The organism is Paenibacillus baekrokdamisoli, assembly GCF_003945345.1.
GTDB lineage: Bacteria > Bacillota > Bacilli > Paenibacillales > Paenibacillaceae > Paenibacillus_Z > Paenibacillus_Z baekrokdamisoli.
In genome coordinates this window covers 6,773,058-6,791,467 of record NZ_AP019308.1, presented here as the reverse complement: position 1 = coordinate 6,791,467, position 18,410 = coordinate 6,773,058, and the positions used below count along the sequence as shown (strand labels likewise).

Genomic DNA, 18,410 nt, shown 5'->3' with positions numbered 1-18,410 from the left:
ACTAAGATTTATTTTTTGGGCGCTTTAACCCATCTTTTCGGACAAACAGCCAGTAAAATAAAAGGGGCAGTGGAAACTGAATCATGCCCCAAATCGCCCAAAACCATCGATAACGCGGACTATATTGTGAGGCATTCAGAAACAGCCAGGAGGACTGACACATGAGAATGATCCCAACCAAAATACAAATCATTAATTTCAATGGGTCCATTTGCGCCGTCCCTCCTGTTTTCTTGGTCTTAAGGTAACGCCCAAAAAGATAGCCGCTGCCATTAAAGCAGTCGCTTGAATGATCGCAAAGAGAATGATATTGCTTTGCAGCAGCAGCAGAAGTCCACTAACCATAAAACCTCCAATCACCCATAACAGCAATAAATCACGCCATAGGTGACGAGTGATGACCTGCTTGTGTTCACCAATCAGCTGCTCCAAGCTGTCCACAGAAGGTACATCCGGACTAATGGAAGCATCCCAATGAGACAGATGGCTACCTAACAGCTGTTGAAAATCCAACTCATCTCTCGACTCCTCGAAGCTGTCATCAGAAGAATCAAATTTATCGAAAATCGTTGATTCGCTTATCTTATCCAGTGTTTCCTTCCTACTGCGCTGCTTCTTTCTACTGCTCATCATCACTCAGCTCCTTTCTCAACTGTTTCAGACCATTGTGGAGTCGGGATTTCACGGTACCAATCGGGATATCCAGCCACTTTGCGATTTCCTCGTATTCAAATCCATAATAATGCTTAAGTAGAATCGGAACCCGAACTCCGTAAGGCAATGCTTCGAGTGCATCCAGCGCATCGGGCCACTCCTCTTGTCGCATTGCAGCATCGAACCGGATCGCATGCATAGCCTGCTCTTGTGCCTGCCACTTCTTCTCACGCTGAACCTTGCGCATTTCATCCATATACAGCCTCGTTGCAATGGAAATCAGCCACGTGGAGAACTTCGACTTTTGCCCAAAGGTCTTAATTCTCTCCATCGCTCGCAGCATCGTGTCTTGAGCAAGATCCTCCGCCATTCCTTTATTCATAGTAACCTTGAGCAGGTAGCGATAGAGGACGGCATAATTATCGCGAAGCAGCGTGGCTAAGGCATGGTTATCACCACGTATTGCAAGCTTCATCATGTATGGATCATCCAGTTGTGGCACGATTGTACTCATGCAGCAGCCCCTTTCCCGCATGTTGATGACTTGTTTATTTTCTCTATTGTCCTTAATCGCCAATATGACGCTTAGCTATGCCATTTTGTTCATCATACCTTAAATCTTTTTTCGGCCAAAAGAAAAAACCGCCCCATGACAATGGCGGTTTAATTTATTTTTAGTGAGGCGAGCTTGGATAACCCACCTTAGGTCTATTAAAATGTAACGAAACCCATAGCCATTTTTGCACGAAGAAGTGTTGAGTGAGCTGCTTCTGCCGCTTTTACAGCTCCCTCCTTAAGGATACGAATAAGCTCATCAGAATCGATGATCTCTCTGTACCTCTCCTGTATGGGCACCAGCTTGTTAACGACAACTTCAGCCAAGTCTTTCTTAAAAGTTCCATAGCCTTGACCTTCGTAGCGCCTTCCAATAGTTGCAATCGAGTCTCCAGAGAACACCGCGTATATCTCAATTAAATTACTGACAGCGGGCTTATTATCCCAATCATAGCGAACATTCATATCCGAATCGGTCACAGCTTTAGATAGCTTTTTGCGGATGTCATCCGGCGAATCCAGCAGCAGTACATAACTGTTCCGATTCGGGTTACTCTTGCTCATTTTCTTGGTTGGGTCATCCAACCCCATAATACGTGAACCAATACTTTGAATGATGGGCTCAGGAACTGTAAATGTAGGTTCGAATCGACTATTGAAACGCATGGCTAAATCTCTGGTCATCTCAAGATGCTGTTTTTGGTCTTCCCCTACAGGCACATGCGTTGCTTGGTAAAGGAGTATATCGGCTGCCATTAAGGCAGGATAAGTAAATAGGGCTGAACTAACCGAGTCTTTTCCTTCTGACTTTTCTTTGAACTGCGTCATTCTGCTCAGTTCGCCAAAATGGGTTTGGGTTTCCATGATCCATCCGAGTTCAACATGAGCCGGTACATGAGATTGAATAAAAATCGTCGCTTTGTTAGGATCAACCCCAGCAGCAATGTAAAATGCAGCTATTTCCTTTGAACGTTGGAATAATTCTTTGGGGTCCTGGGGGACGGTTACCGCGTGAAGATCCGGCACGAAGAAGAAACATTCAAAGTCATGTTGAATCGTTATAAATTGATGCAGCGCACCACCATAGCCTCCAATATTCAACTCACCACTTGGCTTAATTCCGGAAAGTACTCTTTTCATATAAAAGCCTCCTTGTTTTTGGACAACAAAAAAACACTTGTCCCCTAAAGGGACGAAGTGTTTACTCCGCGATACCACCCGAATTCGGCCACAGGCCGCACTCTTTCAAGTCAAAACATCTAACCTGATTCCCCTAGATAACGGAGGGACACACCGTCAACGCCTACTAGTTGCATAACCAACGTTCGGATTGAAGCGAAGAGAGCCATTCACCTGAACAATTGTGCCGGACCTCTCACCAGTCGCCGACTCGCTTTGACAATTGAAGCAAGCTACTAATTCCCTTCATGGCCGTTTGTATGAATGGATAATATTAACACTACAATAATCTAAGTCTTCAAGTCAATCATGAGCTTCAGCGCTTTTAAAATGGACGTTTTTCCAGCATTCGAGTATCCTTCTAAAATGATTCACAAATGTACGAGAGATGTTTCTCTATAAAATGCTTTAATTTTTGTGAAAGGTGTGTTCAGCAAAGGAAGCAATCTCAACAAAATGATTCCTAAGGTAGAAACGGATTGCAGCTGCATTAGATTTAGCTACACGCAGGTAGACCGATTGATGGCCTTTTTGTTCTATCAACAAGTTTAGAGCATGTAAGAGCAATGTCTTGCCGTAACCTAATCCTTGATACTCGGGATGAACAACCAAATCTTGTATGTATTTACCGCTTATAATGTAAGTACCGACTAGTCGGTCGCCGGACCAGAACGAAACCAATTCATCCGTTTGCGATTTGAGCGCCAACCTTTCAGAGAAAATTCCTTTATTGTTTGCATACCAATCCACTGACCAGCCGTTATCCTTGTTCAACTGGTAATAGCTCTGTTCAAACAAAGTAACGAAATCCTCTAATGCGGACTGTTCAAATGCTTTTATCGTTAATTTTGTAGGTACGAATTCAAGCGGGACTTGGCCCTGATAAACGAATTCATATCCTTCCATATCTGGAGTGAAACCTAACTTCTTGACCAACTCGATGATACTTTTGTTGCCACCATAAACGTTAAAACATAAAGGATCATTATCCTCTATGTATGGACGTATGGTCGACTCTATCAGTCGAATCACTTGATCATCCACCATATCTTGCATAAAAGACGCGTAGGCATAGTTAGTCCCTTCCCAGCGAACAAGGCAGAAAACACCACTAGTTATTGGGTTCTCGTCGTGAAGAAAGATCGTTATACCTGACTTCTCCATTGCAGCTCTAACAAACACTTCTGTGTTAGGAGAAAGACGAGCTATCAACGAGAGAATGGATTGCTTTTGTTGTTCTGCGATCATTTTCTATTCTCCATTCCTTTAGATTTGTTGCTCCATAGTTCAATAACATTCAATTCGAGAAAATTAATAATATATCCACTATATTCCTCCTGAAAGTGAAAAATGAATGCCGGTCTGTTAATTAACTAAATCGGCATCGTCCATTTCCTTAAGGGTTCGTCATCCCAAATTTGCACTTCTATATATCGTTCTGGGCCGTTTTGTCCTTCAGGATTCCAATCTTGTGGTAATCCGAATTCGTTAATTACATTGTAGATCTCATCTATCGTGTAGACCTGATTTCGATACGGCTTTCCATCTTGGTACCTCATCGTTGGAAATAAATCTCCATAAGTAAAGCTAATGGTGCACGGTTCGAATTCATGTATTGATATTTTTAACTCCCTGCCATTTGGATACCAACCCAAAAGCCATGGACACTCTCCAACAGTCATATAATGGGGATAGCTTCTAATAGGTTTACCGCTCTTCCGTATAAATAATTCTCTTGCCTTTATTTCGAGACTACGCCTTATTTCAAGATAATCAATAGACCGTTTACTTGCAAACCCCTTCTTATCAAGCCGAATAACATTAAGAATTTGCTCTGCGTCCTCTATGCTATGATCTTAGCCACATCATTGGAATATTCCCCCCACCGGGAAAAAATCCTCTATTTTACTGCTGCTGCATATTTCTATGGACTTAGGAAAAAAAAAGAAATCGATGTGGTATGATAAAATCAGGAAATTCCGCACTCTTAATTGCATAGTAATTCCAATATTAATTCGACTGATCGAGGTGAACTGTTATGAAAGAACTAAAAGTACATACGTATGAAGAGGCCGTGCGACTTATTCATGAAGTCGGTATTCTACCTTTAGCCCCCTTAATCCCAGATCACCCGTCACTCTATCAAATCACTCACGGTGAGTCGTGGTTAACTGGCACTGATTTAGATCCTTGGCTGTGGCGGGCACGGTTTCCGAGCGACGGCACGGCTGCCTATGGCAAATTCCTAAAAAAAAAATCGGTTCTCATTTCACGTGAACTGTTTCCATGGGTCAAAGCCATTTTAGGAAACCCACAACCCGTTGAAGATCGTTATAAGCACGGGCTTGTTTCAAAAGCTTCTCTAGAGCTTTTCCAGCAAATCAGAGAAGAAGAAGGGATTGAAACTAGGTCGTTAAGATTGAAAACGGGCATGAATGCCAAAGAAATGAAAAAAACCTTTGGACAAGGCTTATTGGAATTACAATGCATGCTGGATATCGTCATTTCCGGTGTCAAAGAAAACAGAGTTTTGGTAGATGAGAAAAGCGCATGGCAAAGTACTTCATTCCAGACAGCGGATCATTGGATGGAGAGCGTTGGATTGCACGAAATCAACATTGACTTGAAGATTGCCAAAAAAGAATTACACTCTCGATTAAAAAGCAGTTGTAGTCCTGATGCGATGAAATTTTTCACTAAACTGTTTCAGTTCGATTAACCAAGGGTTTGATCTTTCTGTTTTTTTAAAAGTAGAAGCTTCAATAAAAGGATTTCCACACAAAACAAAGTGAAAATGCAAAAAAGGCATCCCTCATAAAATCGAGGAATGCCAAGAACGCATTTATTTTACTGAACCATCGAGTTAAAGGACATAATCCACATCGAACCGCCAACGATGACAACGACGATGAAGAGCCCAAGTATAAGTGTCATCACATTGTAACGCGGCTTCTCGCCCTCACGGATATGCATGAAGAAGAACAACTGAACGAGCAGCTGCACAACCGCAGCCAGCATAATCGTAATGATTGTGGCTGTCTTCCCCATATTTGCCTTAAAGACGATGAGGAGCGGAATGATAGTAAGGACAATGGATAAAATAAATCCAATGATATAGGACTTGAGTGATCCATGCTCCTCATGAGAAGCATCATGCCCATGGTCGTGATGTGTCTGTGTCGGTGTACTCACGCTACATCACCCCCATCAAGTAGACGACGGTGAAGAGGAAGATCCACACGACGTCGAGAAAATGCCAATACAAGCTGATAACCGTTATTTTGCGACGAGTCACAGAGGTAATGCCGTGTTTGGATAGCTGCACCATTAACCCAATCATCCAGAAGAGACCTATGGAAACGTGCAAGCCATGCGTACCCACAAGTGTGAAGAATCCCGATAGAAAAGCACTTCGAGATATCGTAGCACCTTCGTGAACCATTTTAACGAACTCATTGATCTCAAGACCAACGAAGGATGCGCCGAGCAAGGCAGTCACGATGAGCCAGCCAATAAGCTGCTTCACCTTGCCTTTGTTCATAGCCAATACCGCTAGACCACTTGTAAAACTGCTCGTTAACAGGATGAAAGTCTCGGCAATGACTCCCGGCATTTCAAAGAGTTCTTTGGCCGTTGGACCGCCATCGGTATGGTATCGCAAGACGACATAGGTAGCGAATAGCGTGCCGAACAGCAAACAGTCCGTTACAAGAAAAATCCAGAAGCCTAATATTTTCATCGACTCTTGGTCATGATGATCATGACCATGTGCGTCATTGTGATCCTGCTTAGTCGTATTTACAGCGTGCTGCATTATACCGCCCTCCCCGAAGCCGTTTCAATCTGCCGAACTTCATCGGCAGGAATGTAATAGTCCACATCGTATTGGAAGGAACGTACGAACAGGGTGACAGCAACCCCAGCAAGGCCAGCGAAAGCCATCCAAACCCAGTCGAATACAAATCCGAATCCGGCAACAAACCAGAACGCGGAGAAAATGAACGGTACCCCTGAATTACGAGGCATATGAATAGCTTCAAGCTTAGAAGCCTGGACTAATGGAGCCGGTGCAAAATCACGCCGTTCCTTATCTTCCCAGAACGGATCTCTCTCATCCACTTCTGGTACTACTGCGAAGTTGTAGACAGGTGGCGGTGATGGGATTGACCATTCCAGCGTACGACCATTCCACGGATCCCCTGTCGTATCACGCTCGCCATATTTGGCACTGTAAGCAATTTGCCAAACTTGGAAGACGAACCCAATCCCCATTAAGAAAGCACCGATTGTCGAAACTAGATTAAGCGGGCCCCAGCCCATATCCCAGCCGTACGTATACACGCGGCGAGTCATACCCATGAAGCCAAGCGCATACTGCGGCATAAAGCAGACATAGAAACCGATATTCCAAAGCCAGAATGCATATTTGCCTAGTCGATCATTCAATTTGAAGCCGAACAGCTTCGGCCACCAATAATAAATACCCGCTAAGTAACCGAACACCACGCCGCCGATCAACACTTGGTGGAAATGAGCAATCAGGAAGTAGCTATTATGATATTGGTAATCCGCTGGTGCGACTGCGAGCATGACACCCGTTGCTCCACCAACGACGAAGCAGGGTATAAAGGCGAGCGTCCACATCATAGGTTGTTCCATCCGTATTCGGCCCCGGAACATCGTGAAGAGCCAGTTAAAGATTTTGGCTCCTGTTGGTATTCCGATGGCCATTGTCGCTATCGCGAAGGCGACGTTGACATCCGCTCCTGAGCCCATCGTGAAGAAGTGATGAACCCAGGTGAAGAATGAGAGTACACTGATGCTCATTAAGGAGAATACCATCGATTTGTAGCCAAAAATCCTTTTACGAGAGAAGGTACTAACAATCTCCGAGAATATTCCGAATGCCGGGAGAACTACAATATAGACCTCAGGATGACCCCACATCCAGATGAGATTGACGTACATCATCGGGTTACCCCCGCCATCCATCGTGAAGAAATGGGCACCCATGAACCGATCGATAAACAGCAGAGCTAGTGTTACCGTAAGAATAGGGAATGCGAATATAATAATGACGCTGCTTGAGAAGACAGACCAGGTGAATAAAGGCAGCTTCATCATTTTCATGCCTGGTGCGCGCATCTTCAGAATCGTTACGATAAAGTTAATCCCCGTTGCCAAGGAACCTATTCCTGAGATCTGAATACCCCATAAATAGAAATTCTCCCCGACGCCCGGACTATGAGACATCTCCGACAGCGGCGGATAGCTCAGCCAGCCTGCATCCGGCGAGCCGCCGATGACGAATGATAGGTTGAACAACATCGCCCCGAACAGGAACATCCAGAAGCTGACTGCGTTCAAATACGGATATGCGACATCACGCGCTCCGATCTGGAGCGGTACAACCATATTAAACAATCCGAACATCATCGGCATCGCCATGAATAGAATCATGATCGTACCGTGTGTGGTGAATATCGCATTATAATGGTCTGCTTCCAGTAACTTCATATTCGGCAGTGCTAGCTGCGTACGCATAAGAAGCGCATCGACGCCGCCCCGGAAGAGCATCAGCAGGGAAGCGATCAGGTACATCATCCCGATTTTTTTGTGGTCGACGGTTGTCAGCCATTCACGCCAGAGCCAGCCCCACTTCTTAAAGTAGAAAAGGACGAACAAAATGGCCAGCGTGGTTAGGCCAATAGAGACGTCCGCTCCATATATGAGCGGATCGCCGGTCACAAAGAAATGGGAGGCAAAATCTTTAATACGTTCTAGCATGGTCTATTGCCCTCCCTTATTGCTTCTGGTTAGTAGTGGTTTGATCAGGTTCCATATTAGACATATCATGGGACATGTCGTTCATGTTCATATTCATATTGTTCATGTTGTGAGAATTGCTGTCCTTGTTCGTGGTGCCTGAATTGTCCACTGGCTTTTGATCCTTAGAATCCTGCTTGTTGTCGTCCATCTGCATGTGATGTCCGCCTCCATTCTTGTTCACCACGGAGTCAAACAAGCCAGCTGGGTAGGAAGAGAAGGTTTGCTCTTCAGATTTGGAAGGCAGTGCTAATTTCTTATATCCAGCTTCCGTCAGTTGATTAGCGGACTTCTTCACTGTATCCACCCACTTGTTGAAATCCGCCTGCGGCTCGGAGATGACATTAAAGCGCATATGTGCGAATTCTTTCCCTGAAAAGTTGGCGCCAGTTCCGTAATATTTGCCTGGCTTATCTGCCTGCAGCCAAAGAGACATGGCCATGCCAGGCATCGTGTATTCTTGACCGCCAAGCTGCGGAACCCAGAATGAGTTCATCGGCGCATCACTTGTAAGCTCGAAATGCACTTGAACGCCAGCCGGAATGTGGACATAGTTCACGGTAGCGATATTCTGATCCGGATATTGAAATAACCACTTCCAATCTAATGAAGTGACTTGAATCTCAATCGGTTTGCTATCCGTCACCGGCGGCCTCGCCAGTGCATAAGTATCACGTGCCGTAAAGTAACCTAGAATGCCGATAATGACAATCGGTATCCCCCACCAGAGAATCTCCAGCACCTTGCTGTCATCCCAATGTGGTTTGTAAGGTGCCTTATTGTCAGGCGTATCCCGGTAACGCCATATAATAAAGGCAGTAATGCCCAGCACCGGAATAACGACGATGGCACATAGAATAACAGACAGAATAATAAGTCGGTACTGCGTCTGCGCGACAGGTCCCTGCGGATCGAACACGACGTACTTACTGTCGCATCCCGCTAGCAGCACCATCGTACACAGTCCAGTGATCAGCAGCATCAAGCCGCGGAGTTTGGTGGATTTCTTCATGTTGATTCTCATCTCCTTGCGTGCCTCTCGTAAGCAGCTTTACGCTCTTTTCGTTAGCATAGCAGAAGATATACAGATTGGATCGCTCGTTAACAGAACCGTCATTGTTCTGTTTCTTTTCAGACACTTTTCGTTCAACGACTGTTCACGAATGGATATTCAGGCCTCAGTTATATGGAAAAAGCGGAAATAAAAAACAGCGTCCTCCGCGCTATGCATCATTCGCATAAGCTGGTGGAACGCTGTTAGTAGGAAAGTTTATTGACAGCCAAGCTGGGATGTCCAGCCCCTCAAAGTTAAATGAGTTCTAGATCCGCAGGTACGGCAATGGCCGCTTGCGAAGGCTTAGCAAAAGAACATGATTGAAGGACGCGGACAAGCGTTCCAGTAACGGCAACCTGACTACCGCCAATGATAAAGCCAATGCCAATCATTAATCCAAGGTTCGTATCCTTAAACTCTCTGCAAAAATATAAGGTAATAACCATTCCAATGACAGCCAAGACACAACCGATTTTCTGTAAAATCGATGTCCATCGCACTTCATCAACTGCTGTTTGAATACGCTTTCCATTTAAGCTGGCTTCATGGTTCTCTTTCATGCCTCAACACTCCCGTGACAATATTATTGTCACTATTATATCACATTTTAGACACGAAGTATTCAATATTCGCTCACAAAATGAACACTTTTATTCGCCCTTTTTTACAGGAAATCTGTTAATACCATCTTGTCTAAATCTGTACATTCAGAGGCCAACTATGATAACATTTATTTACCGATTTATCTTATTGGAAAACTAAGTGAATAAGGAGAGAACATTAGATGTCGAAGATTGCTAAGAATCTAACAGAATTAATCGGGAATACCCCTTTGCTTGAACTTACGAATTATAATCGAAACCATGGTTTGGAGGCTCCCTTAATTGCTAAGCTGGAATCCTTTAATCCGGCTGGAAGTGTGAAGGATCGAATTGGGTTTGCAATGATCAGGGCCGCGGAAGAGCAGGGTCTCCTCCACAAGGATTCCATTATTATAGAGCCCACTAGCGGCAACACGGGGGTTGGACTTGCTTTTGCTGCTGCAGCCCTTGGGTATAAGCTAATCATTACCCTACCGGAGAGCTTTAGTTTGGAGCGTAGACAGCTTCTAACCGCATACGGGGCGGAGCTTATTCTTACGCCTGCTGCGGAAGGAATGAATGGCGCCATTAAGAAAGCAGAGGAACTGACTGCCAGTACCCCAAACGCTTATATGCCGCAGCAATTCACAAACCCTGCGAATCCGATCGTTCATCGCAGAACTACGGCTGAAGAAATATGGCGGGACACAGACGGAGGCGTCGATATCTTCGTTGGAGGCGTTGGATCAGGAGGAACCATCTCTGGAGTAGGCTCAGCATTAAAAGAGAAAAAGCCATCTGTTCGAATAGTTGCCGTTGAACCCTATGATTCTCCTGTCCTATCTGGAGGAAAACGAGGTATTCATAAGATTCAGGGGATCGGCGCTGGGTTCGTACCCGACAATTATCACCCCTCCGTCGTCGATGAAATCTTCACGGTTAAGAATGAAGAAGCCATCGAAACGGCACGAGCCTTGGCTCGGAGTGAAGGGTTACTAGTTGGAATCTCTTCGGGCGCTGCGGTCTTCGCAGCAACTCAAATTGCGAAACGCCCTGAAAACAAAAACAAAAATATCGTCGTCTTATTGCCTGATACGGGTGAGCGATATTTATCGACTTCACTCTTCGAGGATAAGTAAGCAGCATTATTAAATCGACATCGCCCCGAAACCGCCATCCACACGAATAAGTGAGCCGGTTACGAAGCTCGAAGCCGCCTCTGAAGCCAGCCATACGACCGCACCCTGCAGCTCCTTCGGATTGCCGAAGCGGCTCATCGGCGTATGGCTCATAATACTCGTTACCCGCTCCTGCGAGAGAATAGCCTTGTTCTGCTCTGCCGGGAAAAATCCAGGGATAATCGCATTCACTCTGACCCCGTGCGGAGCAAATTCACGTGCAAGAAACTGCGTCATGCTGTTGACTGCATGCTTGGAAGCGGAATAGGTGAATACACGAGAAAGCGGAGGCCCTGAGGAAACGGAACTGATCGTAATGATACTGCCGCCATTACCAGCATCGATCATAGAGCGCCCGAATACTTGACAGGCAAGCATGACACTCTTCGCATTGACATCCATAATGTAGTCCCATTCTTCTTCGGTAATATCAAAGAAAGGCGTCGCGCTATTCGTGCCAGCGGCATGAAGCATGATATCAGCTCGTCCCGACCAAGCCAGAATCTCTTCCAGCACCTGCTCGAGGTCTGCTTTTACCGTGGTATCGGCTTGAAACAGCTTCACACGCTCCTCCATTAACAGATGCTTCACAAGAGGCTCCGCTTTCTCTATATTCCGAGCAACAAGCGCAACTTGAGCACCATGTGCGTGAAGGGCATCAGCCATGACGCTGCCGAGTGTGCTGCCTGCGCCAATCACAACCACGGTGCGGCCAGTTAGATCAAAAAGCGGGGTCATCATCGCGAGCTGCCTCCTTTATCGTTCCTTTATTGCTCTTTCATTTTCTTCCTATAGGTCTCGGGACTGCTTCCAACGGTTGCTTTAAACAAACGGCTGAAATGCGCTAGATGTTGAAAGCCGACGGCTTGGCAGACATCCGATACCATCCGCTCCGGCTCTAACCGGAACAGCATTTTGGCTTGATTAATACGTCTGTTGTACAAATATTTGAAAACCGTTGTTCCGGTTACTTCTTTAAATAGGTTGGATAAATAAGGCTTAGTCAGATGAAGCGCACTCGCAATATGCTCCAAAGTTACATCCTCGATATAATGATCCTCTAAGTAGGTAATCACATTCTGAACGTGCTGCTCCTTATGAGAGCGGTGCTCACGATCACGAATGGGCTCTGTACACCAACCGCGTATTAGATGAAGCAGTTCAAAAAAACGCAGTGTAAAACGGTCATAGGCCGTTATCGCCGCAGCCTTATGAGTATCGATTTTTTGCTCATGAAGACGACTCATCTCACTCAAGAGCTTCTCCATCTCCGCCTGGTCTTGCTCGTTCAAGGAAATCCGAATGTTACGAAGCTCTTCGAAGGGTCTAAGCAGGACGGAAGCCGATTCTAGCTGAAGAATGCGATGCACATAAGCCGGATCAAAATGAATGATAGAGCGCACATAGGGTAGATTGGGAGAAGGATTAGGACAATGCAGTGTCATGCCATGCATGAGAATCAGATCTCCTGGATGCAGGATCATCAGCTTGTCGCCAATCAAATAGTTGCATTCGCCCTCTTGAAAATAATAGATTTCGTAAAAGGCATGGGAGTGAAATTGAGCCCCAGCCATAGGCCTTCTATCCTTATAAGATAACTCAATCGGCTGCTGCCATTGCATCGTGAGCGGCATGGACCTTCCCTCCAACCCGGTCGCCGTCTCCGGCGCTAGTTCATATGAAGATTGTACCATGCCCTCTCACTCCCCGCATTTTCTCATTGTTCGAGCCTTATTCCACGCGAATGGCCATATTCTGGGCGATGAGACATAGTTCGGCCGCTTTAAAGGCATGCTCCTGCGTCATTGCATTCTCCGTTCGGTGGATGCAATCAAGGATTAGCTGCCCGAAGAATGGGAAACCGACTTGACCGTTTACCGCAAAATGCTGCTCCCCGTCTCTATTAACTAGGTATACATGATCACCCTGCTTATCGCGCGCGATATCGATATATTTGCGAAGCTCGATATAGCCATCGGTTCCCAATATAACCGTCCGGCCATCTCCCCAACTCCCGAGACCAGAAGGTGTAAACCAGTCTACGCGAAAATAGTTTGTTGCTCCGTTATCGCCAATCAGCGTCGCGTCCCCGAAATCCTCAAGCTCTGGATAGTCTGGGTTACTGTAATTTGCTACCTTACTGTGAGCGACTTTCGCGTCTTTGCAGCCGGAGTAGTAGAGAAACTGCTCGATCTGGTGGCTCCCAATATCGCATAGAATACCGCCATACTGCGCTTTGCGAAAAAACCAATCGGGACGTGATGCTTTATTCAGCCGGTGCGGACCTGTACCTATGACCTGCAGGACACGGCCAATTGCACCTTCATGGATAAGCTGCCCTGCATAGATGGCACTCTCCACATGCAGCCGTTCACTGTAATAAACCATATATTTGCGGCCGGTTTTGGCTGCTTTTTCCCTTGCTGCATCAAGCTGCTCCAGTGTCGTGAACGGTGCTTTGTCTGTAAAATAATCCTTACCATGATCCATAACCCTCATGCCCAGCGCTGCTCGCTCAGACGGAATTGCCGCTGCAGCAACCAGCTTAACTTCATTGTCTTCTAGAATCTGTTCAGGAGATGTGGCGACCTGCACCTGCGGGTACGTCTCAACAAACTGCTCAACCTTTGCATAATCCGGATCATAGACCCATTTGAGCGTGCCGCCCGCTTCAAGCAGTCCATTCGTCTGTCCATAAATATGGCCGTGATCAAGCGCCATAGCGGCGAATACGAATTCACCGGGACCGACTACTGGCTCTGGCTTCGTAATAGATATCGGTGCATAATTCATACCATCATTTCGATTAGTGGATGACATTCGCTTCGCTCTCCTCCCGATCATTGGCCATTTTGCTCAAATAGCGATAGCTGATGGCTAGGCTTTCGAACGGATCACCTGCACATTCATCTTGCTCGACAACATACCACTGTACGCCTGTGTCGCGGCACGCTTCTATAATGGCTGGAAAATTCATGTTCCCTGCTCCGATTTCGGAAAAAACTTGATTGTCATTGACAATAGCCATGTCCTTGAGATGAATGACCTTCATGCGTCCTTCGACTTTCCGAATCCATTCTACCGGGTCGGCTCCACCCGCTTGCACCCAATACGTGTCCAATTCAAACCCTACATGCTCCGGATCGGACGATTCGAGCAGCCAATCCATACCCGTCTTGCCTTCAAACTTCTCGAATTCGAATTTATGATTGTGATAAATGAGCTGCAAACCAGCTTCTGTCAGCTTGCTGCCGATCTCGGTTAGCAGCTTACCCATTGCCGTGTAGCCTGCTTTGCCAGTGCGATATTCCACTGGTAAGCCGCCAAGTCCGACATAGCGGCAATTCCAGGCGAGGTGCTGTTCAATCACGCTATCCAGCTCATTCACTAATCGGTCAAATGAAATATGCGTTGCGCAGATCTTTAACTGGTGAGCGCCGCATATCTCTTTCACTTCTGCATATGGAATCGGACCGATACCCGACACTTGAACAGCGTCGTAACCGATTGCTCTCACTTTCTTCAACGCGGCATCCAGCTCTTCCGCAGTATGGGCAAAGTCTCTTAAGGTGTATAGCTGCGCAGCTATTTGATTACGTCTCAATCCAATCACATCCCCTTAAGTTTATGTTCCTTGTATCAATTGGCGGTTCTGCTTGGCTTTATCCAGCACACGCTGGAAGTTACCGCCGAAATAAGCTTCAACATCACGGCGGATTTCTTCTTCCGTAATGCCCCATCCGTCCTTCAGGAGACGATTATACTTGGAGATGAGGATATCTGCGATGATACCGCGGGAGTGATCCCATTTATTGATAAGCTGCTCAAGTACCCGGCAGTCCGAGTGCTGAGGGATGAAGCTTGTTCCGAGCAGCTCGACACGAAATGCCGTCAGCTCGCGGATCATCGATTCGGTATGGAGGAACCACCAGCAGCCGAACAAGGTGATGTTGCGGAATTTGCGGGAGAGCACCGTAAGCTCATGCTGGTTCTCTCGTGCCAAGACCGTAATGAGCAGCTCCAGATTCGTATATCGCTTGGCGATTCCTTCAAGCAAGCTTAGGTCGGAGCGCATGCTCATATCTCCGGCAAGCCGCAGCAGAGGATTCACCTGACGGCGAACACCTATCATAAGTGCAAGCGGCAGACCAAGCTCGAGGCAAACAGGAACAACGGCGCCATCAAGGAGAATCGTTAAGCTGCTGCTGGTGACGCTTGCTGCCTTGTTGTGCTCGTATCCAGCATCACCTGGCAGTGAAACCATGAGGTACAGCGCATCCATACGCAGAGCCCAATCCTTTAAGAAACGTCTTACCTCTTGCAGCGTCGATGGGGCAGAAGCATCATCCTCTACCAAGTAACCTTGCACACGCAGATCCTGCGCAGCGGCCGGCCAATCGAGCAGCAGCTTGTCGATCCGCAGTGCTGCGTCAAAACGCGCGTCGCTCTTCCCTCTGCTTGCTTGCCAGACCTCGCGTTCCTTCGCATCGAATGGATCGTTGGTCATCACGATCCGCTCGATCTTGGCCACCTCCAGCACGTCATCTATCTGCTGAGAGGTTGACTTTGCGGCAAGTGCGGCGCGATATGCATTCAGATCGCGGCCATATTGGGTCGGTGAAAGTCCGAGACGATTCAAGGCTGTAATAACCCCCGACGCCGCTTCACTAAGGGGTGATCGATCAACGAACAGTGTCTGCCAAACGGCTTCGGCTCGGCTTGCATTGTCCAGCATCCAATATTCGTCATAGGTCATATCTGTATGACGGAAAAACTCCGCAGTCAGATAATGGTACTGGAGCAGCTCATCAATACCCCAAAGGAGATGCTCATTAAACGCCTCAGCATATAAATGCGTGTGCATATCGATGACACGAGTTTCCGTCGTTACTTGGCGAATGACCTTTTCGAGCTCAGAGAACGTGGTAATCTGCTCATTCACATGTGCCTGATGTACATTCATTTCCCTTAATCCTCCTCCTAGACCGTCTTCGAGCCAGCACTAGCTTCCTGCCTCTGATAAGCTGATTTGGCAATCCGTTTGTTCAGCTCAGCTTCATGCAGAGCTTCGTCAAACGGCAGATCAACCCATCCATCAAGCCAAGTGGATAAATGCATCGCATTGGAAATCGTCAAGCCCTTAATTCCTTCTTCTCCCGGTGCGACAAGCGGTGTATTGTTCCGAACAGAATCGGTGAAATTTTGTAGGATGCCTGCATGCTCTGGACTTGGTCCATCACTTGGAATGTCGATTTTCCAGCATTCCGGTGCGCCAAATAACTCCTTGTTCCGCTCATTAAATGCCGTTTCGGACTCACGCAGCCGCCAGAACGTCATACGACCCTCTTCGATGACGATTTTGCCGCGATCACCTGATACCTCAAAACGATTCGTACCTGGCGCCTCTGAGGTTGCCGTTATAAATACGCCAGTTGCACCATTCTCATATTCTACATAAGCGGTTACATCGTTCTCGACCTCTATATCACGATGCTTCCCGAACTGACAGAACGCACGGATTCGCTTCGGCATCATGCCAATCGTCCATTGCCACAAATCCAAATTATGCGGACATTGGTTAATGAGCACTCCACCGCCTTCGCCGCCCCAGGTTGCACGCCATGACCCCGAATCATAATAAGCCTGGGATCGGTACCAATTGGTAATGATCCAGTTCGTACGACGGATCTCTCCAAGCTCCCCAGATACGATGAGATCACGCAGCTTCTGGTAGAGCGGATTCATTCGCTGGTTATATACGATTCCGAATTTCTTGCTGCTGGCTGCTGCTGCCTCGTTCATTTCCCTTACCTGCTTGGCATAGACGCCGGCAGGCTTCTCAATCAATACATGCATCCCTTTGTCAAAAGCCTGGATCGCTTCAACGGGGTGATCATAATGTGGAGTTGCAACAATGACAGCATCGACTAGCCCTGAATCAATCATGGAAGCGGAATCCTCAAACACTGCTACATCCTTCAAATTTTCTCTTGCCCATTGGCGCTGCTTCTCGAACCCGTCACATACCGCTGTTAAAACGGCTCCTTTTATCGAACCATCTGTTAAAATTCTGGCGTGACCCGACCCCATATTGCCAATTCCAATAATGCCATAGCGAACCTTGCTCATTGTATCTCCTCCATCCAAGATTTCATTTGTTTGGCGTATGTGTGAAGCATCGTCTTCGTATCATAGGTATTGCTGAAATCCTCGACGCCGAACCAGCCTTCATAGCCAACAGCGCATAAGTCGCTTAATACCTGCTTCCAAGGGAAACACAGATAATTTAATCATGTCTATTTACCTTCGTTTTGGAGATGGCTTCCCAGATTCCATTCAGATAGGTTGCACCAAGCGCCCTGTCATAGAGTCCATACCCCGGTCGGCCTTGCTCGCCCCATATCATTCGGCCATGATCCGGGCGAAGCGGGCCATTGAAGCCATTCTCCCAAAGTGCCTCAAGCACCCGCACCATATCGATGGAGCCGTCTGAAGAGAGATGAGAAGATTCTTGAAAAGACCTTGGGCCCGTTCGTAAAATGTTGCGTGTATGTGCAAAATGCAGCTTTTGCCGTGAGCCGAAATGCTGAATGATAGCCAGAAGATCATTATTCTCATCCGCGCCAAGAGAGCCCGAGCAGAACGTAATTCCATTAGCTGGACTGTCCACATGCTCAGTAAGTCGGCGGAGCTGATTAAGATTTCCTACGATACGCGGCAGCCCGAATATGGACCAAGGCGGATCATCCGGATGAATAGCCATGCAAACACCCGCTTCCTCCGCGACAGGAATAATTCTCTCGAGGAAGTAGGCTAGATTACTCCACAGAACCTCTTCAGTTACATCCTTATAAGCATCTATCAGCTGCTGCATGCTATCCTTCGTGTAGCTCTCGTCCCAGCCTGGAAGAGAAAGATCGCCTTTAACCGGGTCCATTCTTCTAATGGTCTCATCCTCAAAGGTTAAGGTCGTTGAACCATCCGGAAGCGGATAAGCGAGCTCGGAGCGCGTCCAATCGAATACCGGCATGAAATTATAGCAGATGACTGGTACTCCAGCTTCACCGAGACTTCTGATCGTTTGACTGTAATTATCAATCAAACGGTCGCGTGACGGCCTTCCTAGCTTGATATCTTCGTGAACAGGAACACTCTCGATAACAGCCAGCTCCAAGCCGCTGGCCTCAACCGTTTGCTTTAACTCCGCAATCGACGCTTGAGTCCAAGCCTCCCCAACCGGCACATCGTACAAAGCAGTCACAATGCCCGTTACACCAGGAATTTGGCGGATTTTCTGGAGCGTTACCGGATCACTGGATCCAAACCACCGAAATGACATTTTCATCAGCTGCACCTCTATTTAATTGTAGTAGGCTTCCTCGG

The 18,410-nt window shown here is 46.9% G+C and carries 20 protein-coding genes and 1 other annotated feature; of the genes, 2 read left to right on the top strand and 18 right to left on the bottom strand.

Annotated elements, in window-relative coordinates; all coding sequences use genetic code 11:
- Position 1 precedes the first annotated feature (1 nt).
- From EKN16_RS29905 to EKN16_RS32690, 6 genes are all read right to left on the bottom strand, one after another.
- Complete coding sequence (locus EKN16_RS29905; RefSeq protein WP_125665038.1) at positions 2 to 211, bottom strand: hypothetical protein; 210 nt, start codon at positions 209 to 211, stop codon at positions 2 to 4.
- Entirely contained in the window at positions 199 to 633 is a 435-nt protein-coding gene (locus EKN16_RS29900; protein WP_125665036.1) for a YxlC family protein, read from the bottom strand. The genes EKN16_RS29905 and EKN16_RS29900 overlap by 13 nt, the downstream gene beginning before the upstream one ends.
- The gene (sigY, locus tag EKN16_RS29895) at positions 620 to 1,168 is read right to left on the bottom strand and encodes an RNA polymerase sigma factor SigY (protein ID WP_232016088.1); all 549 of its coding nucleotides are present in this window, start codon (positions 1,166 to 1,168) and stop codon (positions 620 to 622) included. Before sigY ends, EKN16_RS29900 begins: the two co-directional genes overlap by 14 nt.
- 197 nt (positions 1,169 to 1,365) lie before the next feature.
- Complete coding sequence (trpS, locus tag EKN16_RS29890) at positions 1,366 to 2,349, bottom strand: tryptophan--tRNA ligase (RefSeq protein WP_125665034.1); 984 nt, start codon at positions 2,347 to 2,349, stop codon at positions 1,366 to 1,368.
- Positions 2,350 to 2,394: 45 nt separating this feature from the next.
- Positions 2,395 to 2,647 (bottom strand) — a binding site (T-box leader).
- Positions 2,648 to 2,796: 149 nt separating this feature from the next.
- Positions 2,797 to 3,636: a GNAT family N-acetyltransferase gene (locus EKN16_RS29885; protein WP_125665032.1), complete on the bottom strand. Its 840-nt coding sequence runs from the start codon at positions 3,634 to 3,636 to the stop codon at positions 2,797 to 2,799.
- Between the two features lie 125 nt (positions 3,637 to 3,761).
- Positions 3,762 to 3,947 (bottom strand): hypothetical protein, encoded by a 186-nt coding sequence (locus EKN16_RS32690; RefSeq protein WP_179955573.1) that lies wholly within the window; start codon positions 3,945 to 3,947, stop codon positions 3,762 to 3,764.
- A 479-nt stretch (positions 3,948 to 4,426) separates the two neighbouring features.
- Here EKN16_RS32690 and EKN16_RS29875 point away from each other — a divergent pair, with 479 nt between their 5' ends.
- The gene (locus EKN16_RS29875; protein WP_125665030.1) at positions 4,427 to 5,107 is read left to right on the top strand and encodes an AlkZ-related protein; all 681 of its coding nucleotides are present in this window, start codon (positions 4,427 to 4,429) and stop codon (positions 5,105 to 5,107) included.
- Between the two features lie 128 nt (positions 5,108 to 5,235).
- Here EKN16_RS29875 and cyoD read toward each other — a convergent pair whose 3' ends face one another.
- The 5 genes from cyoD to EKN16_RS29850 all read right to left on the bottom strand — a co-directional run bounded on the left by cyoD (position 5,236) and on the right by EKN16_RS29850 (position 9,828).
- A complete protein-coding gene (gene cyoD, locus EKN16_RS29870) occupies positions 5,236 to 5,580 on the bottom strand; it encodes a cytochrome o ubiquinol oxidase subunit IV (protein WP_125665028.1) in 345 nt (114 codons plus the stop codon).
- 1 nt (position 5,581) lies between these two features.
- A complete protein-coding gene (gene cyoC, locus EKN16_RS29865) occupies positions 5,582 to 6,202 on the bottom strand; it encodes a cytochrome o ubiquinol oxidase subunit III (RefSeq protein ID WP_125665026.1) in 621 nt (206 codons plus the stop codon).
- Positions 6,202 to 8,175, bottom strand: a complete 1,974-nt coding sequence (locus EKN16_RS29860) for a cbb3-type cytochrome c oxidase subunit I (RefSeq protein ID WP_125665024.1) — start codon at positions 8,173 to 8,175, stop codon at positions 6,202 to 6,204. The genes cyoC and EKN16_RS29860 overlap by 1 nt, the downstream gene beginning before the upstream one ends.
- Before the next feature lie 16 nt (positions 8,176 to 8,191).
- Positions 8,192 to 9,226 (bottom strand): ubiquinol oxidase subunit II, encoded by a 1,035-nt coding sequence (locus EKN16_RS29855; RefSeq protein ID WP_125665022.1) that lies wholly within the window; start codon positions 9,224 to 9,226, stop codon positions 8,192 to 8,194.
- 296 nt (positions 9,227 to 9,522) lie between these two features.
- Complete coding sequence (locus EKN16_RS29850; protein WP_125665020.1) at positions 9,523 to 9,828, bottom strand: hypothetical protein; 306 nt, start codon at positions 9,826 to 9,828, stop codon at positions 9,523 to 9,525.
- 224 nt (positions 9,829 to 10,052) lie between these two features.
- On the opposite strand from EKN16_RS29850, the gene cysK reads away from it, so the two are divergent.
- Positions 10,053 to 10,988, top strand: a complete 936-nt coding sequence (cysK, locus tag EKN16_RS29845) for a cysteine synthase A (protein ID WP_125665018.1) — start codon at positions 10,053 to 10,055, stop codon at positions 10,986 to 10,988.
- Positions 10,989 to 10,997: 9 nt separating this feature from the next.
- Here the strand turns inward: cysK and EKN16_RS29840 are convergent, their stop codons facing one another.
- The 7 genes from EKN16_RS29840 to uxuA all read right to left on the bottom strand — a co-directional run bounded on the left by EKN16_RS29840 (position 10,998) and on the right by uxuA (position 18,372).
- Positions 10,998 to 11,768, bottom strand: coding sequence for an SDR family oxidoreductase (locus tag EKN16_RS29840; RefSeq protein WP_125665016.1), 771 nt, complete (start codon positions 11,766 to 11,768; stop codon positions 10,998 to 11,000).
- Positions 11,769 to 11,794: 26 nt separating this feature from the next.
- Positions 11,795 to 12,721 (bottom strand): AraC family transcriptional regulator, encoded by a 927-nt coding sequence (locus tag EKN16_RS29835; protein WP_232016086.1) that lies wholly within the window; start codon positions 12,719 to 12,721, stop codon positions 11,795 to 11,797.
- Positions 12,722 to 12,758: 37 nt separating this feature from the next.
- Entirely contained in the window at positions 12,759 to 13,847 is a 1,089-nt protein-coding gene (locus tag EKN16_RS29830; protein WP_125665014.1) for a Gfo/Idh/MocA family protein, read from the bottom strand.
- Positions 13,834 to 14,631, bottom strand: coding sequence for a sugar phosphate isomerase/epimerase family protein (locus tag EKN16_RS29825; protein ID WP_125665012.1), 798 nt, complete (start codon positions 14,629 to 14,631; stop codon positions 13,834 to 13,836). Before EKN16_RS29825 ends, EKN16_RS29830 begins: the two co-directional genes overlap by 14 nt.
- Before the next feature lie 21 nt (positions 14,632 to 14,652).
- Positions 14,653 to 15,990, bottom strand: coding sequence for a glucuronate isomerase (locus EKN16_RS29820; protein WP_221226785.1), 1,338 nt, complete (start codon positions 15,988 to 15,990; stop codon positions 14,653 to 14,655).
- 17 nt (positions 15,991 to 16,007) lie between these two features.
- Positions 16,008 to 17,156: a Gfo/Idh/MocA family protein gene (locus tag EKN16_RS29815; RefSeq protein ID WP_125665010.1), complete on the bottom strand. Its 1,149-nt coding sequence runs from the start codon at positions 17,154 to 17,156 to the stop codon at positions 16,008 to 16,010.
- 157 nt (positions 17,157 to 17,313) lie between these two features.
- On the bottom strand, positions 17,314 to 18,372 hold the full coding sequence (gene uxuA / locus EKN16_RS29805; RefSeq protein ID WP_125665008.1) for a mannonate dehydratase: 1,059 nt from the start codon (positions 18,370 to 18,372) through the stop codon (positions 17,314 to 17,316).
- Positions 18,373 to 18,410 lie beyond the last annotated feature (38 nt).